The following is a 23,389-nucleotide window of genomic DNA, read 5'->3' as shown; positions in this document are numbered from 1 at the left end:
TGGGCCGCGCAGGTTTGCCGGTATGATAGGCGCCCCCGCTGTCCGGATTGCGAAAAACGCCATGACCTTGCAGTACCCAACCATCGCCGATTGCGTCGGCAACACGCCGCTGGTGCGTTTGCAGCGCCTGCCCGGTGTCACCAGCAACACCCTATTGCTCAAGCTCGAAGGGAACAACCCTGCGGGTTCGGTGAAGGATCGTCCGGCGCTGTCGATGATCACCCGTGCCGAGTTGCGCGGGCAGATCCACGCCGGCGATACGCTGATCGAAGCGACCTCGGGCAACACCGGGATCGCATTGGCGATGGCTGCCGCGATCAAGGGTTACAAGATGATCCTGATCATGCCGGACAACTCCAGCGCCGAGCGCAAGGCGGCGATGACCGCCTACGGCGCGGAGCTGATTCTGGTCAGCCAGGAAGAGGGCATGGAAGGCGCTCGCGATCTGGCCCAGCGGATGGAGGCCGAAGGTCGTGGCAAGGTGCTGGATCAGTTCGCCAACGGCGACAATCCCGAAGCGCACTACACCACCACCGGCCCGGAAATCTGGCGTCAGACCCAGGGCACCATTACCCATTTCGTCAGCTCCATGGGCACCACCGGGACCATCATGGGCGTGTCGCGCTACCTGAAAGAGCAGAGCGACAGCGTGCAGATCATCGGCCTGCAACCGATGGAAGGCTCGGCCATTCCCGGCATCCGCCGCTGGCCGCAGGAATACCTGCCGAAGATTTATCAGGCTGATCGTGTCGACCGTATCGTCGACATGGCGCAAAGCGAAGCCGAAGACGTTACCCGCCGACTGGCCCGGGAAGAAGGCATCTTCTGTGGTGTGTCCTCGGGCGGTGCGGTGGCAGCGATGCTGCGACTGTCCAGGGAAGTTGAAAACGCGGTGATCGTCGCGATCATCTGTGACCGTGGCGACCGATACCTGTCGACCGGCATTTTCGACGCGGCCAACTGATGGCCAAGCACGAGAGAGGCCTGCGCTTCCAGCCCACCGGCGGCAGCAAGGCCCCGCAACTCCCGACCGGCAAAAAGCAGCGCTTGAAGATCGAGCGCCTGGCCAATGACGGTCGCGGCATCGCGTTTTTTGAAGGCAAGACCTGGTTCGTCCTCGGCGCCCTGGCGGGTGAAGAGGTCGAGGCGCGGGTGCTCGGCGCCCACGGCAAAGTGGTCGAGGCGCGCACCGAGCGTGTGTTCACCGCCAGCGAATTGCGTCGTCCGGCAGCTTGTCAGCACGCCGGTCGCTGCGGCGGTTGCAGCGTTCAGCATTTGCCCCACGGCGAACAGCTTGCCCTGAAACAGCGCATGCTCGCCGAACAGCTTTCACGAGTCGCCGGTGTCGAACCCGAGGAGTGGGCCGCACCCTTGACCGGTCCGGAATTCGGCTACCGTCGCCGCGCCCGTATTGCCGTGCGCTGGGACAGCAAGGCCAAGACACTCGAAGTCGGTTTCCGCGCTGCCGGCAGTCAGGACATCGTGGCGATCAGCGAATGCCCGGTGCTGGTACAGCCCTTGCAGCCGATCATGAGCCGCTTGCCGGAGATGCTCCGTCGTCTGAGCAAACCTCAGGCGCTGGGGCATGTGGAATTGTTCAGTGGCTCGTCCCTGGCCGTTCTGCTGCGTCACATGGCGCCGTTGTCCGAGGCCGATCTGACGATCCTCAAGGATTTCTGCGCCTTCCATGAAGCGCAGTTGTGGCTGCACGGCGAAGGTGAGCCGCAGCCGGTCGATGCCACGCAGTCGCTGGGCTATCGCCTGGAACAGTGGGATCTGGAGCTGGCCTGGCGGCCGGGGGATTTCATTCAGGTCAATGCCGGGGTCAACGAAGCGATGGTCGCCCAGGCGCTGGACTGGCTGAAACCGAACGCCGACGAGCGCGTGCTCGATCTGTTCTGCGGTCTCGGCAACTTTGCCTTGCCGCTGGCCAAAGCCGTGCGAGAAGTGGTGGCGGTCGAAGGTGTGCAGACCATGGTCGATCGCGCCGCCGCCAACGCTGCCAGTAACAATTTGCATAACACAAAGTTTTTTCAGGCCGATTTATCCCAGCCTTTGACCGATGCCGAATGGATCGGAAACGGCTTTTCTGCGGTACTCTTGGACCCACCGCGTGACGGTGCTTTCGAGGTGGTGCGCAAGCTCGCGACCCTGGGTGCCGAGCGGTTGGTGTATGTGTCGTGCAACCCTGCAACTCTGGCGCGCGATACGGTCGAATTGATCAAGCAGGGCTACCGGTTAAAACGTGCCGGGATTCTCGATATGTTTCCTCAGACGGCACATGTCGAGGCCATGGCGTTATTTGAAGCGAGCTAGGATGGCTCGTCTGATCCGACTGATCGGCCCGTGCAGCACTCGTCTTAGCCCCGCGAGTGCGGACGGGCAATCAAGGTCAGTGATTTGACGCATTGAGTCTGCGTCGTAGGGAAGGTAAAGCAAGATGGTACAGGTGAGAGCACACCAGCCGATCAACACCGACGGCAGTATCAATCTCGAGGCTTGGCTCGATCATGCGGTCAGTGTCGATCTGGCACTGGATCGCGAAGCCTTGAAGGAGGCCTGTGAGTACGCTCGACAGGCCGAGCAACAGTCCAACGCAGCGAAGAATCTCTGGTCCGAAGGCAGCGGCAGTTTCAGCACCGGCCTCGAGATCGCCGAGATTCTCGCCGACCTCAAGCTCGATCAGGATTCGCTGGTCGCGGCGGTGCTTTACCGTGGCGTGCGCGAAGGCCAGATCGAACTGGCAGCGGTCAGCCAGCGCTTCGGCCCGGTGGTCGCCAAACTGATTGACGGCGTGCAGCGCATGGCGGCGATCAGTGCCAGTCTCAGCCCGCGCCAGTCGATGGTGATGGGCACCCAGGGCCAGGTGGAAAACCTGCGCAAGATGCTGGTGGCGATGGTCGACGACGTACGCGTCGCGCTGATCAAACTCGCCGAACGCACCTGCGCGATCCGTGCGGTGAAAACCGCCGATGACGAGAAGCGCAACCGGGTCGCCCGGGAAGTCTTCGACATCTATGCGCCGCTGGCCCACCGTCTCGGCATCGGTCATATCAAATGGGAACTGGAGGACTTGTCCTTCCGTTACCTTGAGCCTGATCAATACAAACAGATCGCCAAGTTGCTGCACGAGCGGCGGCTCGACCGCGAGCGCTTCATCGCCGACGTGATGACCCAGCTCAAGGATGAATTGCAGGCCACCGGTGTTGACGCCGACATCAGCGGCCGGGCCAAGCACATCTATTCGATCTGGCGCAAAATGCAGCGCAAGGGTCTGGAGTTCAGCCAGATCTACGACGTGCGTGCGGTGCGCGTGCTGGTGCCGGAAATGCGCGATTGCTACACCGCTCTCGGCATCGTCCACACCCTGTGGCGGCACATCCCGAAAGAGTTCGACGACTACATCGCCAACCCGAAAGAGAACGGCTACCGCTCGCTGCACACGGCGGTGATCGGCCCGGAAGGCAAGGTGCTGGAAGTCCAGATCCGTACCCATTCGATGCACGAAGAAGCCGAACTCGGCGTCTGCGCGCACTGGCGCTACAAGGGCACCGACGTCAAATCCGGCTCGAACCACTACGAAGAGAAAATCTCCTGGCTGCGTCAGGTGCTCGAGTGGCACGAAGAACTGGGCGACATCGGCGGCCTGGCCGAACAGCTGCGCGTCGATATCGAACCGGACCGGGTCTATATCTTCACCCCGGACGGTCACGCCATCGACTTGCCGAAGGGCGCGACGCCGCTGGACTTCGCCTACCGCGTGCACACCGAAATCGGTCACAACTGCCGTGGCGCGAAGATCAACGGGCGCATCGTGCCGCTCAACTACAGCCTGCAGACTGGTGAGCAGGTCGAGATCATCACCAGCAAGCACGGCACGCCGAGCCGCGACTGGCTGAACCCGAACCTCGGATACGTCACCACGTCCCGGGCGCGGGCGAAGATCGTTCACTGGTTCAAGCTGCAGGCTCGCGATCAGAACGTCGCGGCGGGCAAGACCCTGATCGAGCGCGAGCTCAATCGCCTCGGTCTGCCGGCGGTGGATTTCGACAAGCTGGCCGACAAGGCCAACATGAAAACCGCCGAAGACATGTTCGCCGCCCTCGGGGCCGGCGATCTGCGTCTGGCGCAACTGGTCAACCTGGCGCAACAACTGGTCGAGCCGGAACGCGGCAACGAACAGCTGGAACTGATTCCACGCAAGGCCACCGGCTACAAGCCGGGCAAGCGCGGCGACATCCAGATCCAGGGCGTCGGCAACCTGATGACCCAGATGGCGGGCTGCTGCCAGCCATTGCCGGGCGATGCGATCGTCGGTTACATCACCCAGGGCCGTGGCGTGAGCATTCACCGTCAGGACTGCGCCTCGGTGCTGCAACTGGCCGGGCGCGAGCCGGAGCGGATCATCCAGGTCAGCTGGGGGCCGGTGCCGGTGCTCACCTATCCGGTGGACATCGTCATCCGCGCCTACGACCGTTCCGGTCTGCTGCGTGACGTTTCGCAGGTGCTGCTCAACGAGCGGATCAACGTGCTGGCGGTCAACACCCGCTCGAACAAAGAGGACAACACGGCGCTGATGTCCCTGACCATCGAGATTCCGGGGCTGGACGCACTGGGCCGGTTGCTGGGGCGGATTTCCCAGTTGCCGAACATCATCGAGACGCGGCGTAACCGGACTCCATGAAACCGACCTACAGCCTTGAAGACCTGTTGCACCTGATGAACCGTCTGCGCGATCCGCAGTACGGTTGCCCGTGGGACATCAAGCAGACTTACGCGACTATCGTCCCGCATACCCTCGAAGAAGCCTACGAAGTCGCCGACGCCATCGAGCGCGGCGACTTCGATCACTTACAGGGCGAGCTAGGCGATCTACTGTTTCAGGTGGTGTATTACAGCCAGTTGGCGCGGGAAGAAGGGCGGTTCGAATTTGCCGGGGTGGTCGACAGCATCACCCGCAAGCTGATTCGTCGTCATCCGCACGTATTCCCCACCGGCGATCTGTATGCACCGCTGGATGTGCCGCGTCTGAGCGAAGAGCAGGTCAAGCAGCGCTGGGAGGAGATCAAGGCCGAAGAGCGCGCCGAGAAATCCACCGAGCCGCAGCAACTGTCGCTGCTCGACGATGTGCCTGCCGCGTTGCCGGCCTTGTCCCGTTCGGCCAAGTTACAGAAGCGCGCAGGGCAGGTCGGTTTCGACTGGCCGGACGCCTTGCCGGTGCTGGACAAGGTGCGCGAGGAGCTCGATGAAGTGCTCGAAGCCATGTCCGAAAATGACCCGCAAGCGGTAGCGGACGAAATCGGCGACCTGCTGTTTTCGGTGGTCAATCTGGCCCGGCATTTGAAGGTCGATCCGGAAACCGCATTGCGTGGCGCCAATGGCAAGTTCGAACGACGTTTCCGTTTTATCGAACAGGCATTGCGCGACACCCACCGCCCCATGGAAGATTGCACCCTCGAAGAGTTGGACGCCCTGTGGGGTGAAGCCAAACGTCAGGAAAAGAATTTGCCCAGCTGCGGCTGAGCCGTTGCCCAAGTGAGTAAGCATCAATGAGCCTTTCCCTTCGCGACCAGTTGCTCAAGGCAGGACTGGTCAACCAAAAGCAGGCCAAACAGGTCAGCAAAGACAAACAGAAACAACAGCGTCTGGCCCACAAAGGCCAGATCGAACTGGATGACTCCCAGCAGCGTGCTGCCCAGGAAGCTCAGGCCGAGAAGGTCAAGCGCGACCAGGAGCTGAACCGTCAGCAACAGGAGAAGGCCGAGGCCAAGGCTCGCGCCGCGCAGGTCAAGCAGTTGATCGAAGTCTCGCGTCTGCCGAAGCTGACCACCGAGGACTACTACAACTTCGTTGACGACAAGAAGGTCAAGCGCATCTCCGTCAACACGCTGATGCGCAACAAGCTCAGCAGCGGCTCGCTGGCGATCGTGCACCATGCCGGCGGCTACGAAGTGATTCCTCGTGAGGCGGCCCTGAAGATTCAGGAGCGCGATCCACAGCGCATCGTGCAGCTCAACGAGAAGGTCGAAGAGGTCAATGTCGAGGACGATCCTTACGCGGCCTATGTGATCCCTGACGACCTGATGTGGTAATTGGGTTTTGCCGGGCTGCGAAGCGGCCCTGAAACACTCCAAAACGACAAACCCCGCCAATGGCGGGGTTTGTCGTTTTCAATGCTGTGGTTTCGGTTCAGGCGGATTTCAGATCCCGCTGCCGTTCTTGCAGTTCCAGTTCGGCCTTGTAGTTGTGGGCGTCGATTTCGTTGTGGAACATGCCGACCAGCAAGTCTTGTTGATGCACATCCCAGATCCGTACGCCGGCGGCTACGCCTTCATGGGACATGTGTGAATCGTCGCGTTCAGTTACTTTTACAGTCATCTGCTAGCTCCAATCTCTGTTATCTGCAGCAAGGCGTGTGCAGGACTCTTTTATAAAATTTGTTAGCCTGCTAAGTAAACGCTCGATTTGTGCAATGTATTCTTGCGAAATCTGCAACAGCGCTGGAGCCCGCTGAATCCGCGACATTCAGTCGCAGGGCGGTAAGTTGCATGACAGAAGTTTCATCTTCAGACGCTCCAGAGAACCCTGTGGAAGCTGGCTTGCCAGCGATTGCGGAGTGTCAGCCGGCGGGGATGTTTGCAATGCCGACGTCATCGCTGGCAAGCCAGCTCCCACAGGGATAAGTGCTTTTTCCAGGCGAAAAAAAACGCCCCGAACCAGTCGGGGCGTTTTCATGTGCGGCTCAGCGGAAGGGAATTACTTGCCTTCCCAGCGCTTCAGCACGAGGGTGGCGTTGGTGCCACCGAAGCCGAAGCTGTTGCTCATCACGGTGTTGATGGTGGCGTTCTCGCGGGTCTTGGTCAGCACCGGCAGATCGGCCACTTCAGGGTCCAGTTCGTCGATGTTGGCGGAACCGGCGATGAAGTTGCCTTCCATCATCAGCATGCAGTAGATCGCTTCGTGAACGCCGGCGGCGCCCAGGGAGTGACCCGACAGGCTCTTGGTGGAACTGATGGCCGGGGCCTTGTCGCCGAACACTTCACGCACGCCTTTCATTTCCGCGACGTCGCCGACCGGAGTCGAGGTGCCGTGGGTGTTCAGGTAGTCGATCGGGGTGTCGACGGTGGACAGCGCCTGCTGCATGCAGCGGATGGCGCCTTCGCCGCTTGGAGCCACCATGTCGTAGCCGTCGGAAGTCGCGCCGTAGCCGACGATTTCCGCGTAGATCTTCGCGCCACGGGCCAGAGCGTGTTCCAGCTCCTCGACCACGACCATGCCGCCACCGCCGGCGATGACGAAACCGTCACGGTCGGCGTCGTAGGCGCGGGAGGCTTTTTCCGGAGTGTCGTTACGCTTGCTGGACAGAGCGCCCATTGCGTCGAACAGGAACGACTGGCTCCAGTGCTCCTCTTCACCGCCACCGGCGAACACGATGTCCTGCTTGCCCATCTGGATCTGTTCCATGGCGGTACCGATGCAGTGAGCACTGGTGGCGCAGGCAGAGGCGATGGAGTAGTTCAGGCCCTTGATCTTGAACGGAGTGGCCAGGCACGCCGAAACGGTGCTGCTCATGGTCCGCGTTACACGGTATGGGCCAACGCGCTTGACGCCTTTCTCGCGCAGGATATCCAGCGCTTCCATCTGGTTCAGGGTCGACGCACCGCCGGAACCGGCGATCAGACCGGTACGCGGGTTGGACACCTGCTCTTCGGTCAGACCGGAATCGGTGATGGCGTCTTTCATGGCCAGGTAGGCGTACGCCGCTGCGTGGCCGACGAAACGATAGATCTTGCGATCGATCAGTTCTTCAAGGTTGAGGTCGATGGAGCCGGAAACCTGGCTACGCAGACCCATTTCGGCGTATTCCGGGTTGAACCGGATGCCAGGGCGGCTTGCACGCAGGTTAGCGGAGACGGTCTCTTTGTCATTGCCCAGGCACGAAACAATGCCCAGACCAGTGATAACGACGCGGCGCATGCGAATAACCCTTAGAAGTTGTCAGTGGAGGTGAACACGCCGACGCGAAGGCCTTCGGCGGTGTAGATTTCGCGACCGTCGACAGTCACCGAACCGTCGGCGATGGCCAGGTTCAGCTTGCCCTTGAGGACGCGTTTGATATGAATGTTGTAAGTGACTTTCTTGGCGGTCGGCAGAACCTGGCCGAAGAATTTCACTTCGCCCGAACCCAGCGCACGGCCGCGGCCCGGCAGGCCTTGCCAGCCCAGGAAGAAACCGACCAGTTGCCACATGGCGTCCAGACCCAGGCAGCCCGGCATCACCGGATCGCCCTCGAAGTGGCAAGCGAAGAACCACAGGTCAGGGTTGATATCCAGCTCGGCGACCAATTCACCTTTGCCGTACTTGCCGCCTTCTTCGCTGATCAGGGTGATGCGATCCACCATCAGCATGTTCGGGGCGGGCAGTTGCGCGTTACCTGGGCCGAACAGCTCACCGCGACTGCAGCGCAGCAGGTCTTCCCGAGTAAAGGCGTTTTGTTTGGTCATGCGAGCTCCTCAATAATCCCATGCGGCAGGTGGGGCAAATCTTCCCGACCGATCGACGCGTTCATGCCTCGAACCGGCAGCCTACTCATAGACTATTGCGTTGTGGTGAAAGTCACAGCACCAAGGACATGAATGTACACTTGTGCACTGAAATTTTTATTCAAGCCCCTTTTGAGGCTCGTTCGGGTGCCTAAGACTGCCGCACTTTCGCTTTTCACGCCAGTCGCAGATGCTCGAAAGGGCCTCTCTACTGCACCCAGCGCTGCAGAATCTGCTGCAGGTCATTACGTTTGAACGGCTTGGCCAGGTAATCGTTCATGCCCGCCGACAGGCAGTTTTCCCGGTCGCCCTGCAACGCGTTGGCCGTCAGGGCGATGATCGGAACATGGCCGCAGCCGGGCAGGCGGCGGATCTGACGGGTCGCCTCGTAACCGTCGATGATCGGCAAACGGCAGTCCATCAGGATCGCTTCGTAACGACTGCCTCCGGCACTGCGTACAGCCTGCATGCCATCGGTGGCAACGCTGACAGTGAAGCCCAGGCTGCGCAGCATGGCCTCGATCACGGTCTGGTTGACCGGGTTGTCCTCCACCAGCAGGACATTGCGGCCTTCGCCGTGAGCATTGCCATCGATTGCGCGCGGCGCTGCCAGCATCGGCAATGCCTGCTTATATAGAGCCAGCGGAATTTCCAGGGTAAACACCGAGCCGCGACCTTCTTCGCTTTGCGCGAGCAAGGTACCGCCCATGCGCTCGGCCAGGGTGCGGGCGATCGGCAGGCCCAGACCGGTCCCGCCATAACGACGCGAAATCGAGCTGTCAGCCTGCTGGAACGCGTTGAACATCAATTCCAGGCTCTCGGAGGAAATCCCGATGCCGCTGTCGCGCACCGAGCAGGTGAACCACAGCAATTCGTGATCCAGCGACTGCCACTGCGCCTCGATGCTGACGCGCCCCTGTTCGGTGAACTTCAGCGCATTGCCCACCAGATTGACCAGAATCTGCCGGATCCGCGTCGGATCGCCCTGTACCTGCAAACCGCGCAAGTCTTCGGGAATCCGCAGTTGCAACTCCAGCCCACGCTGCGCCGCGCTGTGCTGGAACGACTGCGCGCACGCGCCGATCAGGTCGGCGAGGTTGAACGGGATGTGCTCCAGCTCCAGTTCCGAACGCTCGATGCGCGAGAAATCCAGAATGTCGTTGATCACCTTGAGCAAATGCTCGGTGGACTCGGAAGCCAGCGCCGCGTACTCGATCTGCTCCTCGGTCATGTCGGTGGTTTCCAGCAACTGCAGCATGCCCAGTACACCGTTCATTGGCGTGCGCAGTTCATGGCTCATCATGGCCAGGAAGTCCGATTTGGCGTTGTTGGCCTTTTCCGCCTCTTCACGAGTCTGGATCAGTTGCGCCATGGCCTGGTGCTGTTCGCGACTGGCCTGTTCCAGTGCCTGGGCCAGATTATTGATGTGCTGCGACAAGGCTCCCAGCTCGGTGTCATCGACAATCGGCAACGGCGTCTTGTAGTCGCCGTCCTGAATCGCCTTGACCGCATTGCCAATGTCGCGGATCGGCTGCGACAGGCTGCCGGCCAGGCGCCGCGCCAGAACGAAGGTGAAGAGCAGGGCGAACAGCGCCAGGATCCCGGCCTTGAGCAGGATTTCCTGTTGGCGCTGACTGAACGCATCGTTGGACAGGCCGACGATCACCCGCCCCAGATAATCCTCGCTGGCACCGCCGTTATTGGTCTTGCCGTCCTGAAAGAAATCATTGTGCAAGGCAATCCGTTGCAGCCGCACCGGCGACTGGAACACTTCGACCTGATGCGGGCGCTTATGGGTGTCGGACGGTTGTTCGACATACGCCAGAATCCGGTTGGCGCTGTCCTGGATTTCGAGAAAGCGCACATTGGGCGTGGCCAGTGTGGCTTTCAGCAGGCTTTCCAATACCTCGTTGTTGCCGGAAATCACCCCGTACTCGGTAGCGGGCGCGAGCTGGTTGGCGATCAGTTGGCCAGTGTGATTCAGCTCCTGGCGCAAATCCTGGATGCGCACGAAAGTGAAAAAACTGATCAACAGCAAGGTCAGCAACAGCGCAGGGCCCAGACTGATCAACTGGGTGCGGGTATTGATGTCCCAACGGCGGAAAATCATGGGCGGCGCTCTCCTTCGGCCAGCTCTTCGGCAACAGTCGCTTCGTTTATCGGTTCAATTCCTAATGAACGAGCCACCTGCGCATTGCTTGATACTTTAAAACGCTCGGGATAGAGCGCTCTCGGCCAGGCGGCCGGTGGGCGGTCGAGCAATTCGTCGAGCACCGTCAGCCAGTCACTCTGGTCGCTGTAAGTACTGGCGAGGCTGCCGGCGCGCACGAACGAAACGTTCGGACCGATCAGCGCCAGTTGTCGCGAATAGCTGCTGAGCAGCAGGTTCTTCGCGGTTTTCGGGTTGTACAGGTCGGGGTCGTCGAGGCCCAGCAACACATCGCTGTTCTTCAGCACAGTTTGCAAGGGGCGGCTGTCGTGGGTGTTGTCCCAGCGCTGCGGGACGATTTGCAGATTCAACGGCCGGGCGACCGATTGCAGCTCCTTGAGCAGGAACTCGCTGTGCTGATCAAACAGCACGCCGACCCGCTGAGCCTGGGGCAGAATCCGCCGAATCAGTTGCAACTGGCGACTCAGCGGCGGATCGCTCCACAGCAGACTCAAGTGAGGCGGTTGCGCGGTGCCGAAGCGTTGCCGGGCCTGCAAGCGGCTGATGCGCAGGACCAGCGTCGCCGGCCCCTGGGGTTCCTGCATGCGCCAGTCGAGGCTCGGCAGGTCGAGCAGGATCAGACGCAGGCTGGACGGCAACTTGCCCGGTGCCGGCAGGCTCGCCAGTGGCTGGAAATGCACGCGGTCGGTGGGGCGCAGTTCGCTCAGGGCCTGGACGAACGATTGCACGCCGGGGCTTTCCTCGGCGCCGGTCAGCAGAATGTCGGCCGCCTGCACCGCCACGCCGTGCAGCCAGGCTGTCAGGAACAGGCACAACCCGGCCAGCCATTGGCCGGCGGTTGGCATCTTCCGTGACAGGGCGTAGCGCATCCTAGAACTCCAGTTCGGCGCTGAAGTACATCACCCGGCGTTCGTCGTAATTGTTGTCGACGAACGTGGTCGGCTCATTGTCCAGACGTTGTTGCAGCACCCCGGCCAATTGCAGTTGAGCTTTGCCCAGCGGGATGCGTTTGGCGATGCGCGTGTCGACCCGCTCGAAGCGATAGCCGTTGAGTGCATTGTCGCCGTAATAGAAGAGGGCACTGTTCCAGCCCTGACCCCAGTCGCGCAGCCAACCGGCCGAGCCGCTGTTGCGCGCGGTGAACTGCTTGTCCAGCGGGTTGCTCGCCTCGGCGTCGACGTAGGCGTAAGTCAGGCGCAGCCGATCGGCCGCGCTCAGGCGCCAATCCAGCTGGGTTTCGGTGCCGCGAAAGCGCGAGTCGTTGGCGTTGCTGGCGATGTACTGATTGTTGCGCAGCGGCTCGCTGATCATCCCGGTGATTTCGTCGTAGAACAGCTTCACGTCCAGCGCCAGGCCCCATTCAGGGAAAAAGCCGTTGTAGCCCAGTTCCCGCGAGCGCATGTGCTCCTGGTCCAGATCGCCGGGGCCCCGGGTCTTGACGAAGTAGCGGGCCGAAGACTGACCATAGGCGGACGGGCGCAGGTTGGTCACCTGATAACTCCAGTTGACGTTGTTCTCGAACATGTCCGGCGAGCGGATCGCTTCCGAGTACACCGCGCGCAGGCTGTGGCGCGGGTTGATCAGATAATTGACGGCAAACCTGGGCGTCAGCGAACTGCCGATCAGTTGAGTGTTTTCAAACATGGCGCCGCCCTGCAACAGCCAGTGTTCGCTGGCGCGCCATTCGAGTTGGCCAAAGGCGCGCCACGTGGTGTCGTCCAGCGTTCCGTTGAAATAGGTCTCGGAATCGGCCCGGTCGTAACGATAGTTCAGGCCGCTGACCAGACGCAGACTGTCGGACAGGCTGAGGGTGTCCTGCAGCTCCAGGTCATAGCGCGATTCCCGGGCACTCTGGTCGATGTCGCCGCACAGGGTCCGGCTGGCGCCGTTGCGCCATTGATCGAGCACCTGATTGGCCAGGGCCATTTCCGTTGGCGTGCCGGGTGCAGCACCGGGCCCGGTGTAGCGGGTGATGTTGCGTGCCAGTTGCTCGGTGTAGTTCGGATTGAGTTGCCACAGCTCCGTGAGTTGCGGACTGAACGACACCTCGGCATCACAGGCGCGCCAGGTCTGCTGGCGATCCCAGTGTTGCGCCGAGCCTTGTACATAAAGGCTGTGATCGGGGTTGATGTCCAGGTTCCAGCGCACCGAGCCGGCGTAATCCTTGGCGATTACGTCGGAATTGTTCCCGGCAGCGGTAATCCCCGAGAACACCGGGCGGTAGGTGTAGGGCCGCTGGTTGGTCCCGTCCTTGGCATTGAGCTGCCAGTCCACGCTCTGGTTATCGCTGAGGGTCTGGCTGACCGCGAGGCTGAAGCGGTTCAAGCGGCGGCTGTCACGGTAATCGGCGCCGGTGCGGTCGCTGTCGAAGCCGTCATCTTCCTGGCCCGACAGCGACAGACGCAGGTCGCCGCCATTCCAGCCCGTTCCCTGACTGGCATAGAAGTCGTTGATGCCCCGTTGGCCACGGGTGATTTTCAGTCGTGTGCCGTGGCTGTCGGCCGGGTTGCGGGTGATGATGTTGACCACTGCCATCAGCGCGTTGGCGCCGTAACTGACGGTGTTCGGGCCGCGAAAGACTTCGATGCGTTCGATGTCTTCCATGGCCACCGGGATGTCGCTCCAGTCCACGGTGGCCAGACCGGCGCGGTACACCGAGCGGCCGTCGATCAGTACCTGCATGCGCCGCGCTTCGGTGGCGTTGGTGCCGTGATAGTTCACCACCGCCTGATTGCCGCTGATGTTGCCGACCATCATTCCCGGCACCAGCCGCAGCAGTTCGCTGATGTCCCGGGCGCCGCTGGCGTTGATCAGTTCGCTGTCGATCACGGTCATGCTGCCGGGGACTTCCGCCGGCGACTGTTTCAGGCGCGTAGCCGTGAGGATCTGGGGCAAGGCCTCGCCGTCGAGAAACAGGTCGTCCGCCAGCAACATCGGGCTGAACAGCAGCGCCAGCAGCAGGGACGAACGCGGGGAGGGAGTGCCAGAAAACACGACGCAGCCTTGATAGCAAAGAATTGGCGCGCATGTTAACCGAGGACAGTGACTTTTCCAGTCACGTTGCGGGCATTTTCCTCGGTTTTATTGGTCTTCTTCCTACAAGTGCGGGTAATTGACGCCGGGGCTGTCCGAGAAGGGGCCGCTCCGTATAATGCCCGCATCGCCACTGGTATGGATTAACGGATTACATATGACTGAACAGCGCCCGATTGCGGTCCTGGGAGGCGGAAGTTTCGGTACCGCCGTGGCCAATCTGTTGGCCGAGAACGGCCATCAAGTCCGGCAGTGGATGCGTGACCCCGAGCAGGCCGAGGCCATCCGGGTCAATCGCGAGAACCCGCGTTATCTCAAGGGCATCAAGATTCTGCCGGGCGTGACGGCCGTCACCGACCTGCAGGAAACCCTTGATGCCTGCGAGTTGTGCTTCGTCGCTTTGCCATCGAGCGCACTGCGCACGGTATTGGCGGCGCATGCCGAGCGCCTGAGCGGCAAGATGCTGGTCAGCCTGACCAAGGGCATCGAAGCTCACACCTTCAAACTGATGAGCCAGATTCTCGAAGAGATCGCCCCGCAGGCGCGCATCGGTGTGCTGTCCGGGCCGAACCTGGCACGGGAAATCGCCGAACACGCGCTGACCGCTACCGTGGTCGCCAGTGAAGACGAAGAACTGTGCAAAGAGGTGCAGGCCGCGCTGCATGGCCGCACCTTTCGCGTCTATGCCAGTGCCGATCGCTTCGGCGTGGAGCTGGGTGGCGCACTGAAAAACGTCTACGCGATCATTGCCGGCATGGCGGTGGCGCTGGAGATGGGCGAGAACACCAAGAGCATGCTGATCACTCGCGCCCTGGCCGAAATGACCCGGTTTGCGGTGAATCAGGGCGCCAACCCGATGACCTTCCTCGGTCTGGCCGGGGTCGGCGACCTGATCGTCACCTGCTCGTCGCCGAAAAGCCGCAACTATCAGGTCGGTTTCGCCCTCGGTCAGGGTTTGAGCCTCGACGAAGCGGTGTCGCGCCTCGGTGAAGTGGCCGAAGGGGTCAACACCCTGAAGGTTCTCAAGGCCAAGGCCCAGGAGGTCGGCGTGTACATGCCGCTGGTCGCCGGGCTCCACGCGATCCTGTTCGAAGGGCGCACGCTGGAACAGGTGATCGGCCTGTTGATGCGCGCCGAGCCGAAGACTGACGTCGACTTCATTTCCACCAGTGGTTTCAACTGATTGCCTTTTATTTCAGGGCAGGGGAGCTAGACATGAACGATCCGAAAACCGAAGCCAAGTACGAATCCATCCTGCTGCGGGTGTTGTGGATGATCGTCTACATCGTGGTCTGGCAGGTGGCGCAGTTCATCCTCGGCGCGGTGGTGCTGGTGCAACTGATCTATCGTTTGATCTATGGCGCCCCGAGCGCCGGTCTGATGAATTTCGGCGACAGCCTGAGCCAGTTCCTGGCCCAGATCGGTCGGTTCGGCAGTTTCCACAGCGACCAGAAACCCTGGCCGTTCGCCGACTGGCCGGCGCCGCGTACCCCGGAAGGTGAAGCGCCACACGTTGTCGCGCCGGCACCGCATCCGGCCCGGGATGAGGAACCCAAGCTATGAAACTCTGGGTATTGCGTCACGGCGAGGCCGAGCCCTATGGCTCGCGCCCCGATTCGGAGCGAGAACTGACCGCTCACGGCCGCAAGGAAGTGCTCAGCAGCGCCGCCCGGTTGATGGGCCAGCCACTGACGGCGATCTACGCCAGCCCGTATTTGCGGGCGCAGCAGACCGCGCAACTGGTGCGCGAGGCGCTGGGTTTCGAGCCGGAGATCCGCACGGTCGAATGGCTGACACCGGAAGTCGATCCGGATCGAGTCGCCGAGCAACTGGTGTCGGTGAGCAACGTGCTGCTGGTCAGCCACAATCCGCTGGTCGGGCATTTGCTCAGCTACCTGCAACACGGCGCCGGCTATCCGCCGGAAAAGGTCAGCACCGCCGGGCTCGCCGAGCTTGAGCACAGTGAGTTACTGATCGGCTCGATGACGCTCAACAGCCTCAAACATCCGTGAAATTTTTTGTATGAAATAGTCAACCAAGCACTTGCTTGGTTGACTAAGCTTGCTCCATCCCAAAAAGAAAGGAGCGAGTCGCATGTCTGCTGCTTTTCGATTGCCGCTGGACGTGTTCTACGAACGCGAGGCCCGGCACCCGCGCCAACGCTTTCTGGTGCAGCCCATTGGCGGCGGGCAGGTCGAGACGCTGACCTGGGCCGACGTCGGCCATCAGGCCCGCTGCGCCGCGCACTGGCTGCGCTCCCGGGAGTTGCCCCAGGGCAGCCACATCGCCCTGATCTCGAAAAACTGCGCTCACTGGATCATCGCCGACCTGGCGATCTGGATGGCCGGGCATGTTTCCGTGCCGCTCTATCCCAACCTCACCGCCGACTCGGTCCATCAGATCCTCAGCCATTCCGAAAGCGTACTGGCGTTCATCGGCAAACTGGATGACTGGCCGGGCATGTCTACCGGTGTACCTGCGAATCTGCCAATCATCAGCCTGCCGCTGCACCCGCCGGGTGAGTTCGATTTCAACTGGGGCGACCTGCAACGCTATTCCCCGATCCAGGACGATCCACGCCCTGACGCCAATCAACTGGCTACCATCATCTACACCTCCGGCACCACCGGCCTGCCCAAAGGCGTGATGCACAGTTTTGCCAACCTTGGGTTCGCGACGACTCGCGGCACGCAATTGTTCGGCCTCAATGAAAACGACCGGCTGCTGTCCTATCTGCCGCTGTGCCATGTGGCTGAGCGGATGTTCGTCGAACTGGCGTCGATCTATACCGGGCAGACGGTGTTCTTTGCCGAGAGTCTCGATACCTTTCTCGACGATCTGAGACGGGCGCGGCCGACGGCGATGTTTGGCGTGCCGAGGATCTGGACCAAATTCCAGATGGGCGTTTACAGCAAGATCCCGGCGAAACGCCTGGATTTCCTCCTCGGTCTGCCCTTCATCGGCAAACGGATCGGCCACAAGGTGCTGGCCGGCTTGGGGCTGGATGCCTTGCGCGTGGCGTTGTCCGGAGCGGCGCCGGTGCCGCTGACCTTGTTGCGCTGGTATCAGAAACTCGGGCTCGACGTGCTGGAGGTCTACGGCATGACCGAGAGTTGCGGCTATTCGCACATTTGTCTGCCGGGGCAATACAAGGAGGGCTGGATCGGCCGGCCATGTCCTGACGTCGAGGTGCGAATCGACGAGTCCGGCGAAGTGCAGGTGCGCAGTCAGGCGAACATGCTGGGCTATTTCAAGGAGCCGCAGAAAACCGCCGAGACCCTGACCGAAGACGGCTTTCTGCGCACCGGAGACAAGGGTGAGCAGGACGCCGAAGGTCGTTTGCGCCTGACCGGGCGGCTCAAGGAAATCTTCAAGACCAGCAAAGGTAAGTATGTCGCCCCGGCGCCGATTGAAAACCGCCTCGCCGTACATACAAGGATCGAGCAGGTGTGCGTGGTCGGCGATGGTCTGAGCGCTCCATTGGGGCTGTGTGTGATCTCGGCGGCCGGGCATGAAGACGCGCGACCGCAATTGCATTCGAGCCTGGAAAAGCTGCTGGAGGAGGTCAACGCTGCGCTCGACAAGCACGAACGCCTGCGGCGTCTGGTGGTGGTCAAGGACAGTTGGGCGGTGGAAAACGGCTTCCTCACGCCGACCCTGAAGATCAAACGCAACGTCATCGAAGACACTTATGGCGCGCGCTTCGAAGAATGGAGCGAGCGCAGCGAGGCGGTGCTGTGGCAGGATTGAGCGACGATCAAAACAACAAAGGAAGCCTGCGATGACCTTGTGGCGCACCACTCCGAACATCGAGCAGTTGAACGCAATCCAGAAAAACACCATCGGCGAAGTGCTGGACATCCGCTTCGAGTCTTTCGACGAGGAATCGCTGACGGCCAGCATGGTCATCGACCATCGCACCCATCAGCCCTACGGCCTGCTGCATGGCGGCGCCTCGGTGGTGCTGGCTGAAACCGTCGGCTCCATGGCCAGTTACCTGTGCATCGATGCCAGCAAATTCTATTGCGTGGGCCTGGAGATCAACGCCAACCACCTGCGCGGCCTGCGCAGCGGCCGGGTGACGGCGGTGGCCAAGCCGATTCACATTGGCCGCACGACCCATGTCTGGGACATCCGCCTGACCAGCGATGAAGGCAAGGCCAGTTGCGTGTCGCGGCTGACCATGGCCGTGGTGCCGCTGGGCGAGCAACCGCCGGCACGCTGACCGATCCGTCATAGCCCTGACCGGACTGTCATCATTACTGGCAGTTACGGTCATTGCTGTGAAGCGCGGTCTTACGGACAATCAACGTCACGTTTACCGCCCATGGATTTACCCGTATGTCGCAACCGATCTTCTTCGCCCACGCCAACGGTTTCCCTTCCGGCACCTACGGCAAGCTGTTCTCGGCGCTGGCGCCGGAGTTCCGGGTGACGCATCTGGAGCAGCATGCCCACGATCCGCGTTTTCCGGCGGGTGACAATTGGTACCACCTGGTGGACGAGCTGATCCATCACCTGCAACAGCAGGACGAACCGGTGTGGGGCGTTGGCCATTCCTTCGGCGGAATGCTGCACCTGCACGCCGCACTGCGTTGCCCGGAGCTGTATCGCGGGGTGGTGATGCTCGATTCGCCAGTGCTGACCCGCACCGATCGCTGGGTGATCCGTGCTGCCAAGCGTTTTGGCTTCATCGACAAACTCACCCCGGCCGGTCGCACCTTGGGGCGGCGCGAAGAGTTCGCCGACCTCGACAGTGCCCGCAGCTACTTTGCCGGCAAGACGCTGTTCCGAAGCTTCGATCCCGAGTGCTTCGACGCCTACCTGCAGCACGGTTTGCACAAGGTTGGCGACAAGCTGCGCCTGCGTTTCGATCCGGCCACCGAGATCAGTATTTATCGCGGTGTGCCGCACACCAGCCCTGGGCGAACCCGACAGCTTCAGGTGCCGCTGGCGGTGGTGCGCGGGCACAAGAGTCGCGTGGTGATGAACCATCACACCCGGTTCGTCGGCCGTCTGCCTCAGGGCGAGTCGCTGACCGTTCCCGGCGGTCACATGTTTCCCCTTGAGCGTCCGCAGGACACCGCGCAGTTGCTGAAAAACCTGTTCACTCGCTGGGAAAACCGCCAGCACAAGGATTGCGCATGAGCCCGTCGGTCGAAGAAGTGCGCCTGAGCCTGCCGCATATCGAGCTGGCGGCACACATTTTCGGCCCGGAAGACGGGTTGCCGGTGATCGCCCTGCATGGCTGGCTGGACAACGCCAACAGCTTCGCTCGCCTGGCGCCGAAGCTCAAAGGCTTGCGCATTGTGGCGCTGGACATGGCCGGTCATGGCCATTCGGGGCATCGCCCGGTCGGCGCAGGTTACGCCTTGTGGGATTACGCCCATGACGTGCTGCAAGTCGCCGAACAGCTGGGCTGGCAGCGCTTCGGTCTGCTCGGGCATTCGCTGGGGGCCATTGTTTCGCTGGTGCTGGCGGGGTCGTTACCGGAGCGCATCACCCATCTGGCATTGATCGACGGGGTGATTCCTCCCACAGATAAAGGCGAAAACGCCGCCGAACGCATGGGCATGGCGCTGCAGGCACAGTTTGATTTGCGGGAAAAGCGCAAACCGGTTTATGACACTCTCGACCGGGCCATTGAAGTGCGCATGAAAGGTCTGGTGGCGGTCAGTCGGGAGGCCGCCGAGCTGCTGGCGCAACGCGGCCTGATGCCGGTGCCCGGCGGCTACACCTGGCGTACCGACAACCGTCTGACCCTGCCATCGCCGCTGCGTCTGACTCAGGAACAGGCGATGGCCTTCATCCAGCGCATTGCCTGTCCGACGCAATTGGTGGTGGCGGCCGACGGTATGCTGGCCAAACACCCCGAGCTGCTGGAGCGTCTACCCTTTAGCCGGGAACAGCTGCCGGGCGGGCACCATCTGCACCTGAACGACGAGTCGGGTGCGGTTCTTGTCGCAGACTGTTTCAATCGGTTCTTCGCCATTCCTTGACTTGCCCCGGGCAACTGTCGAGGCTGGGCGGGTTGAAATGGGAGACAACCACAATGGATTTCTACACCGCTGCGAACCCGAATAGCCAGAAAGGCGCCCCGGCCATGCCGATCCGATGAGCCTGTCCATGCGATCTTTCAGTCTGCTGGCGCTGTGCTGTTTCAGTCCCGTGTTGCTCGCTGCCGACCTGCCGGGCAGTCAGGATCTGCCGATCGTGCCGCGTCTGGCCGATGCGCAGATCGTCGACTATCGCCCGGCTGCGACGCTGGAGCGGATCTACCCGATGGGCTCGATCCGCAAGATCAGCGGCCAGTTGCGTTTCGACGGTCAGGTCGGCGCCCGGGGGCAGACCACCTCGGTCACCTACGAACTGCCGCCCGAACATTCCGCCAACGAAGCCTTCACCGTCGCCCGCGAGGCCCTGCAAAAACAGGACGCCGAGCTGTTGTTCTGGTGTCAGGCCAGGGATTGTGGCGAAAGCAGCCTGTGGGCCAACGAAGTGTTCGGCAATGCCAAGCTGTACGGTGCCGACGAACAGCAGGCCTATCTGCTGCTGAGGTTGGCGGCACCTCGCGACAATACGCTGGTGGCGCTGTACAGCATCACTCGCGGCAATCGCAAAGCCTATCTGCACGTCGAGCAATTCGAGGCCGCCACGCCGTTGGGTGATCTGCTGCCGACATCGGCGACCCTGTTGCGCCAGTTGAAAGACACCGGCGAGCTGAAATTACCGAAACTGAGCGGCGATCCGGATGACACCTGGCTGCGTCTGCTGTCCCGTGGCCTGAACCTCGACACGACGTTGCGGGTGACGGTTTCCGGGCTCAAGGCCGAAGCCTGGCGTCAGGCGTTGATCGCGCAGGGTGTGCGGGCCGCACGCATGGAGACCGGCAGTGTCGAAGGCGTCGGCCTGTGCATCGATCTGTTGCGATAAGGTGTCTGCGGCGGACACGCCCGGCGTGTTCGCCTACTCTTTGCCTGACTGACTTTTTCGAGATTTCACATGCCCAATAATGATCGTCTGCTGGTGCAGATCCTGTTGCTGGTGTTGTTCGGCGCCAGTTTCTGGGTGATGGCGCCGTTCTGGTCGGCGCTGTTCTGGGGCGCGGTGCTGGCATTCGCCAGTTGGCCGTTGATGCGTCTGCTGACCCGTTGGCTCGGCGGCCGCGAATCACTGGCGGCAAGTATCCTCACCCTGGGCTGGATGCTGCTGGTGGCGGCACCGTTGGTATGGCTGGGGTTCAACCTGGCCGATCACGTGCGCGATGCCACGGTGTTCATCAAGGATGTGCAGGTCGACGGCCTGCCGGAAGCGCCGGCCTGGCTCGGCACGATTCCGCTGGTGGGGGAGCGGCTGGTCGGGTTCTGGAACAGTGTCGATCAGCAGGGGGCGGCGCTGATGGTGTCGCTCAAGCCTTATCTGGGGCAGGTGGGCAACTGGCTGCTGGCGCGCAGTGCGCAGATCGGCGGCGGGATTCTCGAGCTGACCCTGAGTATTGTCTTCGTGTTCTTCTTCTACCGTGACGGGCCGCGGCTGGCGGCGTTCGTGCACAGCCTGCTTGAGCGGTTGATCGGCGACCGTGCCGGGTATTACATCGAGCTGGTGGCCGGTACGGTGCAGCGGGTGGTGAACGGCGTGATCGGTACAGCGGCAGCGCAGGCGATCCTGGCTTTGATCGGGTTCCTGATTGCCGGGGTACCGGGGGCACTGGTGCTGGGGATCGTGACGTTCCTGCTCAGCCTGATTCCGATGGGACCGCCGCTGGTGTGGATTCCGGCCACGGCCTGGCTGGCCTGGAAGGGTGAGTACGGGATGGCGGTGTTTCTCGGGATCTGGGGGACGTTCATCATCAGTGGCGTGGACAACGTGCTCAAGCCGTATCTGATCAGCCGTGGCGGTAATCTGCCGCTGGTGATTGTGTTGCTCGGGGTGTTTGGCGGGTTGATTGCGTTTGGGTTTATCGGGTTGTTTATCGGGCCTACGCTTTTGGCTGTTGCCTATAGTTTGTTGACGGATTGGAGCAAGAGTCAGGGGCGGGTTTGAGGCTTTTTGGCTTTGGTAGCCTTGGCGGCCTTTGGGCCGGCCAGGCTTTGGGTTGTTTTGGGTGAATATCCGTTTCTTCGGGTGTTGCGGCTGGCGGTTTCGCCCTTACGGCGAGTCCCTTTTTCAGACGCCAAAAAGGAACCAAAAGGCTTGGCCCCAACGTTCGGCGCCTCGCTGTGGCTCGGCGTCCCTTCGCTCCGGGATTCATCCGGGGGCATCGCCTCCGGTTTGCTTCGCTGCACCTCCTCTCGATGTGTCTGGCTTCGCCAAACGGCGCTTCGCGCCCACCCCCGGATAAATCCCTCCACTCAGCCTCTCAACGGGGCCGGTACGTCAAAAGCGGTACTTGAGCTAACGCTCATCGTGTTGAGTGGTGGGAAGCTAAAGCCAGAGCCAAAGCCAAGGCAGAAGCAGAAGCGGAAGCAGAAGCAGAGGTGGAGGTGGAGGAGGCCGGTGCGGGATGTGTGCTTTCAAAGACCCAAGTTCACCTCGGTATGTCACGTCGGCGTACCTCTCCCAAACAACTCGGTCAGTCCCCTCTCCCTTGGGAGAGGGCTAGGGTGAGGGGCTGTCTAACTGGCGCACCACAGATCAATGGCAATCCACTAACCGGGCGAGCTCCATTCACTCCCGGTCTCCAGACCGGAAGTGAATCCCTCGCCCGATCACTCAAGTCGCCACATTCAAATACTTGCCCACCGACGCCGTACTACCGAGCGAATACTGCTTGCTCAGATTGGCAATTATCCGGTTCAACGCTTCGGTCGTGGTTTGAGTGGTACTGGCGGTCTGTTCATCGCCCGGACGCTGGCGTCCCGCCTGTAACGCGGCTTTCAACTCATCACTGCTCACGCCACCACTGTTGTCGCTATCCAGCACCTTGAGCAGCGCCGCGCTGGTGTCGCTGCTGGAGGACGATGTGCTGTCGCTGGCCTGCAACGCGCTGCTCAACTCGGTCGCCGTCACATTGCCGTCACCGTCCGCATCGAGCTGGCTGAACAGTTCGTCACTGGAAACCCGGGGTGGTGGCGGTGGCGGGGTGAGGCTGGCGGTGAGTTCGTCCTGGCTGACGACGCCGTCCTTGTTCTTGTCCAGGGCCGAGAAGATTTTGCTGCTGTCGGCGGTGCTGCCGGCGCTGGTCAGGCCGCTGCTGAGTTCGTCGCTGCTGATGGCGCCGTCGCCGTCGGTGTCGAGGGCCTTGATCAGGGCGTCGGCCAGGTCGGTGTCGGGGGCCTGGTTGTGGTCGGGTGGTGGCGGTGGGGCCATGGCGGCCATTTCTTCGGCGCTGAGGCTGCCGTTGCTGTCGCTGTCCAGGTCGCCGAATTGTTTGCTCAGGTTGACCAGCAAACCGTCACTGGATTTTTGCGACAGGGCGCTGTTCAGTTCGTCCTGATCCACCGCGCCGTCGCCGTTGCTGTCGAGTTTGGCGAACAGTTCCTTTTGCAGTTGCTGGCTGCGGGCGTTTTGTGTGGAAGTGCTGCTGGTGCTGGTATAGCTCGTGTAGTTGCTGACGCTACCGATCATGGGCTCACTCCTTGTAATGGAAAACCGGTTCATGAACCGGCTCATGCAGACTCAAGGCGTGAGGTGTCGCAGGTAT

21 protein-coding genes are annotated in these 23,389 nt (G+C 61.6%); 14 read left to right on the top strand and 7 right to left on the bottom strand.

What is annotated here, in order from left to right; genetic code table 11:
• The first annotated feature begins 61 nt into the window (after positions 1–61).
• The 5 genes from cysM (at position 62) to IF189_RS20920 (ending at position 6,092) form a co-directional block, all read left to right on the top strand.
• A complete protein-coding gene (gene cysM / locus IF189_RS20940) occupies positions 62–964 on the top strand; it encodes a cysteine synthase CysM (protein WP_085710980.1) in 903 nt (300 codons plus the stop codon).
• Positions 964–2,316 carry a 23S rRNA (uracil(1939)-C(5))-methyltransferase RlmD gene (gene rlmD, locus IF189_RS20935; RefSeq protein ID WP_134827790.1) on the top strand — a complete coding sequence of 451 codons (1,353 nt, stop codon included), beginning with the start codon at positions 964–966 and terminating at the stop codon, positions 2,314–2,316. Before cysM ends, rlmD begins: the two co-directional genes overlap by 1 nt.
• Before the next feature lie 124 nt (positions 2,317–2,440).
• On the top strand, positions 2,441–4,684 hold the full coding sequence (gene relA, locus IF189_RS20930; protein ID WP_085710978.1) for a GTP diphosphokinase: 2,244 nt from the start codon (positions 2,441–2,443) through the stop codon (positions 4,682–4,684).
• Positions 4,681–5,523: a nucleoside triphosphate pyrophosphohydrolase gene (gene mazG / locus IF189_RS20925; protein ID WP_134827789.1), complete on the top strand. Its 843-nt coding sequence runs from the start codon at positions 4,681–4,683 to the stop codon at positions 5,521–5,523. Before relA ends, mazG begins: the two co-directional genes overlap by 4 nt.
• Before the next feature lie 26 nt (positions 5,524–5,549).
• A complete protein-coding gene (locus IF189_RS20920) occupies positions 5,550–6,092 on the top strand; it encodes a DUF2058 domain-containing protein (RefSeq protein WP_134827788.1) in 543 nt (180 codons plus the stop codon).
• A 97-nt stretch (positions 6,093–6,189) separates the two neighbouring features.
• Here IF189_RS20920 and IF189_RS20915 read toward each other — a convergent pair whose 3' ends face one another.
• From IF189_RS20915 to IF189_RS20890, 6 genes are all read right to left on the bottom strand, one after another.
• Positions 6,190–6,378 (bottom strand): hypothetical protein, encoded by a 189-nt coding sequence (locus IF189_RS20915; RefSeq protein ID WP_007957795.1) that lies wholly within the window; start codon positions 6,376–6,378, stop codon positions 6,190–6,192.
• A 378-nt stretch (positions 6,379–6,756) separates the two neighbouring features.
• Entirely contained in the window at positions 6,757–7,977 is a 1,221-nt protein-coding gene (gene fabB, locus IF189_RS20910) for a beta-ketoacyl-ACP synthase I (RefSeq protein WP_007974551.1), read from the bottom strand.
• 11 nt (positions 7,978–7,988) lie between these two features.
• Positions 7,989–8,504, bottom strand: coding sequence for a 3-hydroxyacyl-[acyl-carrier-protein] dehydratase FabA (fabA, locus tag IF189_RS20905; protein WP_003227150.1), 516 nt, complete (start codon positions 8,502–8,504; stop codon positions 7,989–7,991).
• 247 nt (positions 8,505–8,751) lie between these two features.
• Positions 8,752–10,653 (bottom strand): ATP-binding protein, encoded by a 1,902-nt coding sequence (locus IF189_RS20900; protein WP_192552199.1) that lies wholly within the window; start codon positions 10,651–10,653, stop codon positions 8,752–8,754.
• Positions 10,650–11,582, bottom strand: coding sequence for an ABC transporter substrate-binding protein (locus IF189_RS20895; RefSeq protein ID WP_134827786.1), 933 nt, complete (start codon positions 11,580–11,582; stop codon positions 10,650–10,652). The genes IF189_RS20900 and IF189_RS20895 overlap by 4 nt, the downstream gene beginning before the upstream one ends.
• A gap of 1 nt (position 11,583) precedes the next feature.
• Complete coding sequence (locus IF189_RS20890; protein WP_413038534.1) at positions 11,584–13,647, bottom strand: TonB-dependent receptor plug domain-containing protein; 2,064 nt, start codon at positions 13,645–13,647, stop codon at positions 11,584–11,586.
• 256 nt (positions 13,648–13,903) lie between these two features.
• Between IF189_RS20890 and IF189_RS20885 the strand changes: the two genes are divergently transcribed.
• From IF189_RS20885 to IF189_RS20845, 9 genes are all read left to right on the top strand, one after another.
• Complete coding sequence (locus tag IF189_RS20885) at positions 13,904–14,929, top strand: NAD(P)H-dependent glycerol-3-phosphate dehydrogenase (RefSeq protein ID WP_114884804.1); 1,026 nt, start codon at positions 13,904–13,906, stop codon at positions 14,927–14,929.
• A gap of 32 nt (positions 14,930–14,961) precedes the next feature.
• The gene (locus tag IF189_RS20880) at positions 14,962–15,309 is read left to right on the top strand and encodes a DUF4389 domain-containing protein (RefSeq protein WP_085710971.1); all 348 of its coding nucleotides are present in this window, start codon (positions 14,962–14,964) and stop codon (positions 15,307–15,309) included.
• Positions 15,306–15,758, top strand: a complete 453-nt coding sequence (sixA, locus tag IF189_RS20875) for a phosphohistidine phosphatase SixA (protein ID WP_085710970.1) — start codon at positions 15,306–15,308, stop codon at positions 15,756–15,758. Before IF189_RS20880 ends, sixA begins: the two co-directional genes overlap by 4 nt.
• Positions 15,759–15,840: 82 nt before the next feature.
• Positions 15,841–17,496 carry an AMP-binding protein gene (locus IF189_RS20870; RefSeq protein ID WP_192552197.1) on the top strand — a complete coding sequence of 552 codons (1,656 nt, stop codon included), beginning with the start codon at positions 15,841–15,843 and terminating at the stop codon, positions 17,494–17,496.
• Positions 17,497–17,527: 31 nt separating this feature from the next.
• Positions 17,528–17,971: a hotdog fold thioesterase gene (locus IF189_RS20865; protein ID WP_007957810.1), complete on the top strand. Its 444-nt coding sequence runs from the start codon at positions 17,528–17,530 to the stop codon at positions 17,969–17,971.
• A gap of 116 nt (positions 17,972–18,087) precedes the next feature.
• The gene (locus IF189_RS20860) at positions 18,088–18,894 is read left to right on the top strand and encodes an alpha/beta fold hydrolase (protein ID WP_134827783.1); all 807 of its coding nucleotides are present in this window, start codon (positions 18,088–18,090) and stop codon (positions 18,892–18,894) included.
• Positions 18,891–19,745: an alpha/beta hydrolase gene (locus IF189_RS20855; protein ID WP_134827782.1), complete on the top strand. Its 855-nt coding sequence runs from the start codon at positions 18,891–18,893 to the stop codon at positions 19,743–19,745. Before IF189_RS20860 ends, IF189_RS20855 begins: the two co-directional genes overlap by 4 nt.
• A 127-nt stretch (positions 19,746–19,872) precedes the next feature.
• Entirely contained in the window at positions 19,873–20,679 is an 807-nt protein-coding gene (locus IF189_RS20850) for a DUF4892 domain-containing protein (RefSeq protein WP_192552196.1), read from the top strand.
• Between the two features lie 69 nt (positions 20,680–20,748).
• Positions 20,749–21,789 carry an AI-2E family transporter gene (locus tag IF189_RS20845; protein ID WP_114884792.1) on the top strand — a complete coding sequence of 347 codons (1,041 nt, stop codon included), beginning with the start codon at positions 20,749–20,751 and terminating at the stop codon, positions 21,787–21,789.
• A gap of 669 nt (positions 21,790–22,458) precedes the next feature.
• Here the strand turns inward: IF189_RS20845 and xopAW are convergent.
• Positions 22,459–23,313, bottom strand: a complete 855-nt coding sequence (gene xopAW, locus IF189_RS20840; RefSeq protein ID WP_192552195.1) for a XopAW family type III secretion system calcium-binding effector — start codon at positions 23,311–23,313, stop codon at positions 22,459–22,461.
• Between the last annotated feature and the right edge of the window lie 76 nt (positions 23,314–23,389).

This window comes from Pseudomonas sp. IzPS59, from assembly GCF_014863505.1.
Classification (GTDB): domain Bacteria; phylum Pseudomonadota; class Gammaproteobacteria; order Pseudomonadales; family Pseudomonadaceae; genus Aquipseudomonas; species Aquipseudomonas kribbensis.
Note: the sequence above shows the minus strand (reverse complement) of the source record. Positions and strands in the feature narration are given on the sequence as shown.

Excerpts from the sequence above, each read along its gene's own strand:
- IF189_RS20865 (WP_007957810.1), top strand. The coding sequence starts at position 17,528 with ATGACCTTGTGGCGCACCACTCCGAACATCGAGCAGTTGAACGCAATC.
- IF189_RS20855 (WP_134827782.1), top strand. The coding sequence starts at position 18,891 with ATGAGCCCGTCGGTCGAAGAAGTGCGCCTGAGCCTGCCGCATATCGAG.
- xopAW (WP_192552195.1), bottom strand. The coding sequence starts at position 23,313 with ATGATCGGTAGCGTCAGCAACTACACGAGCTATACCAGCACCAGCAGC.
- relA (WP_085710978.1), top strand. The coding sequence starts at position 2,441 with ATGGTACAGGTGAGAGCACACCAGCCGATCAACACCGACGGCAGTATC.
- cysM (WP_085710980.1), top strand. The coding sequence starts at position 62 with ATGACCTTGCAGTACCCAACCATCGCCGATTGCGTCGGCAACACGCCG.
- IF189_RS20885 (WP_114884804.1), top strand. The coding sequence starts at position 13,904 with ATGACTGAACAGCGCCCGATTGCGGTCCTGGGAGGCGGAAGTTTCGGT.
- IF189_RS20895 (WP_134827786.1), bottom strand. The coding sequence starts at position 11,582 with ATGCGCTACGCCCTGTCACGGAAGATGCCAACCGCCGGCCAATGGCTG.
- IF189_RS20860 (WP_134827783.1), top strand. The coding sequence starts at position 18,088 with ATGTCGCAACCGATCTTCTTCGCCCACGCCAACGGTTTCCCTTCCGGC.
- IF189_RS20900 (WP_192552199.1), bottom strand. The coding sequence starts at position 10,653 with ATGATTTTCCGCCGTTGGGACATCAATACCCGCACCCAGTTGATCAGT.
- fabB (WP_007974551.1), bottom strand. The coding sequence starts at position 7,977 with ATGCGCCGCGTCGTTATCACTGGTCTGGGCATTGTTTCGTGCCTGGGC.
- rlmD (WP_134827790.1), top strand. The coding sequence starts at position 964 with ATGGCCAAGCACGAGAGAGGCCTGCGCTTCCAGCCCACCGGCGGCAGC.
- IF189_RS20915 (WP_007957795.1), bottom strand. The coding sequence starts at position 6,378 with ATGACTGTAAAAGTAACTGAACGCGACGATTCACACATGTCCCATGAA.
- IF189_RS20870 (WP_192552197.1), top strand. The coding sequence starts at position 15,841 with ATGTCTGCTGCTTTTCGATTGCCGCTGGACGTGTTCTACGAACGCGAG.
- IF189_RS20845 (WP_114884792.1), top strand. The coding sequence starts at position 20,749 with ATGCCCAATAATGATCGTCTGCTGGTGCAGATCCTGTTGCTGGTGTTG.
- IF189_RS20880 (WP_085710971.1), top strand. The coding sequence starts at position 14,962 with ATGAACGATCCGAAAACCGAAGCCAAGTACGAATCCATCCTGCTGCGG.
- mazG (WP_134827789.1), top strand. The coding sequence starts at position 4,681 with ATGAAACCGACCTACAGCCTTGAAGACCTGTTGCACCTGATGAACCGT.
- fabA (WP_003227150.1), bottom strand. The coding sequence starts at position 8,504 with ATGACCAAACAAAACGCCTTTACTCGGGAAGACCTGCTGCGCTGCAGT.
- IF189_RS20850 (WP_192552196.1), top strand. The coding sequence starts at position 19,873 with ATGCGATCTTTCAGTCTGCTGGCGCTGTGCTGTTTCAGTCCCGTGTTG.
- IF189_RS20890 (WP_413038534.1), bottom strand. The coding sequence starts at position 13,647 with ATGTTGCTGGCGGACGACCTGTTTCTCGACGGCGAGGCCTTGCCCCAG.
- sixA (WP_085710970.1), top strand. The coding sequence starts at position 15,306 with ATGAAACTCTGGGTATTGCGTCACGGCGAGGCCGAGCCCTATGGCTCG.
- IF189_RS20920 (WP_134827788.1), top strand. The coding sequence starts at position 5,550 with ATGAGCCTTTCCCTTCGCGACCAGTTGCTCAAGGCAGGACTGGTCAAC.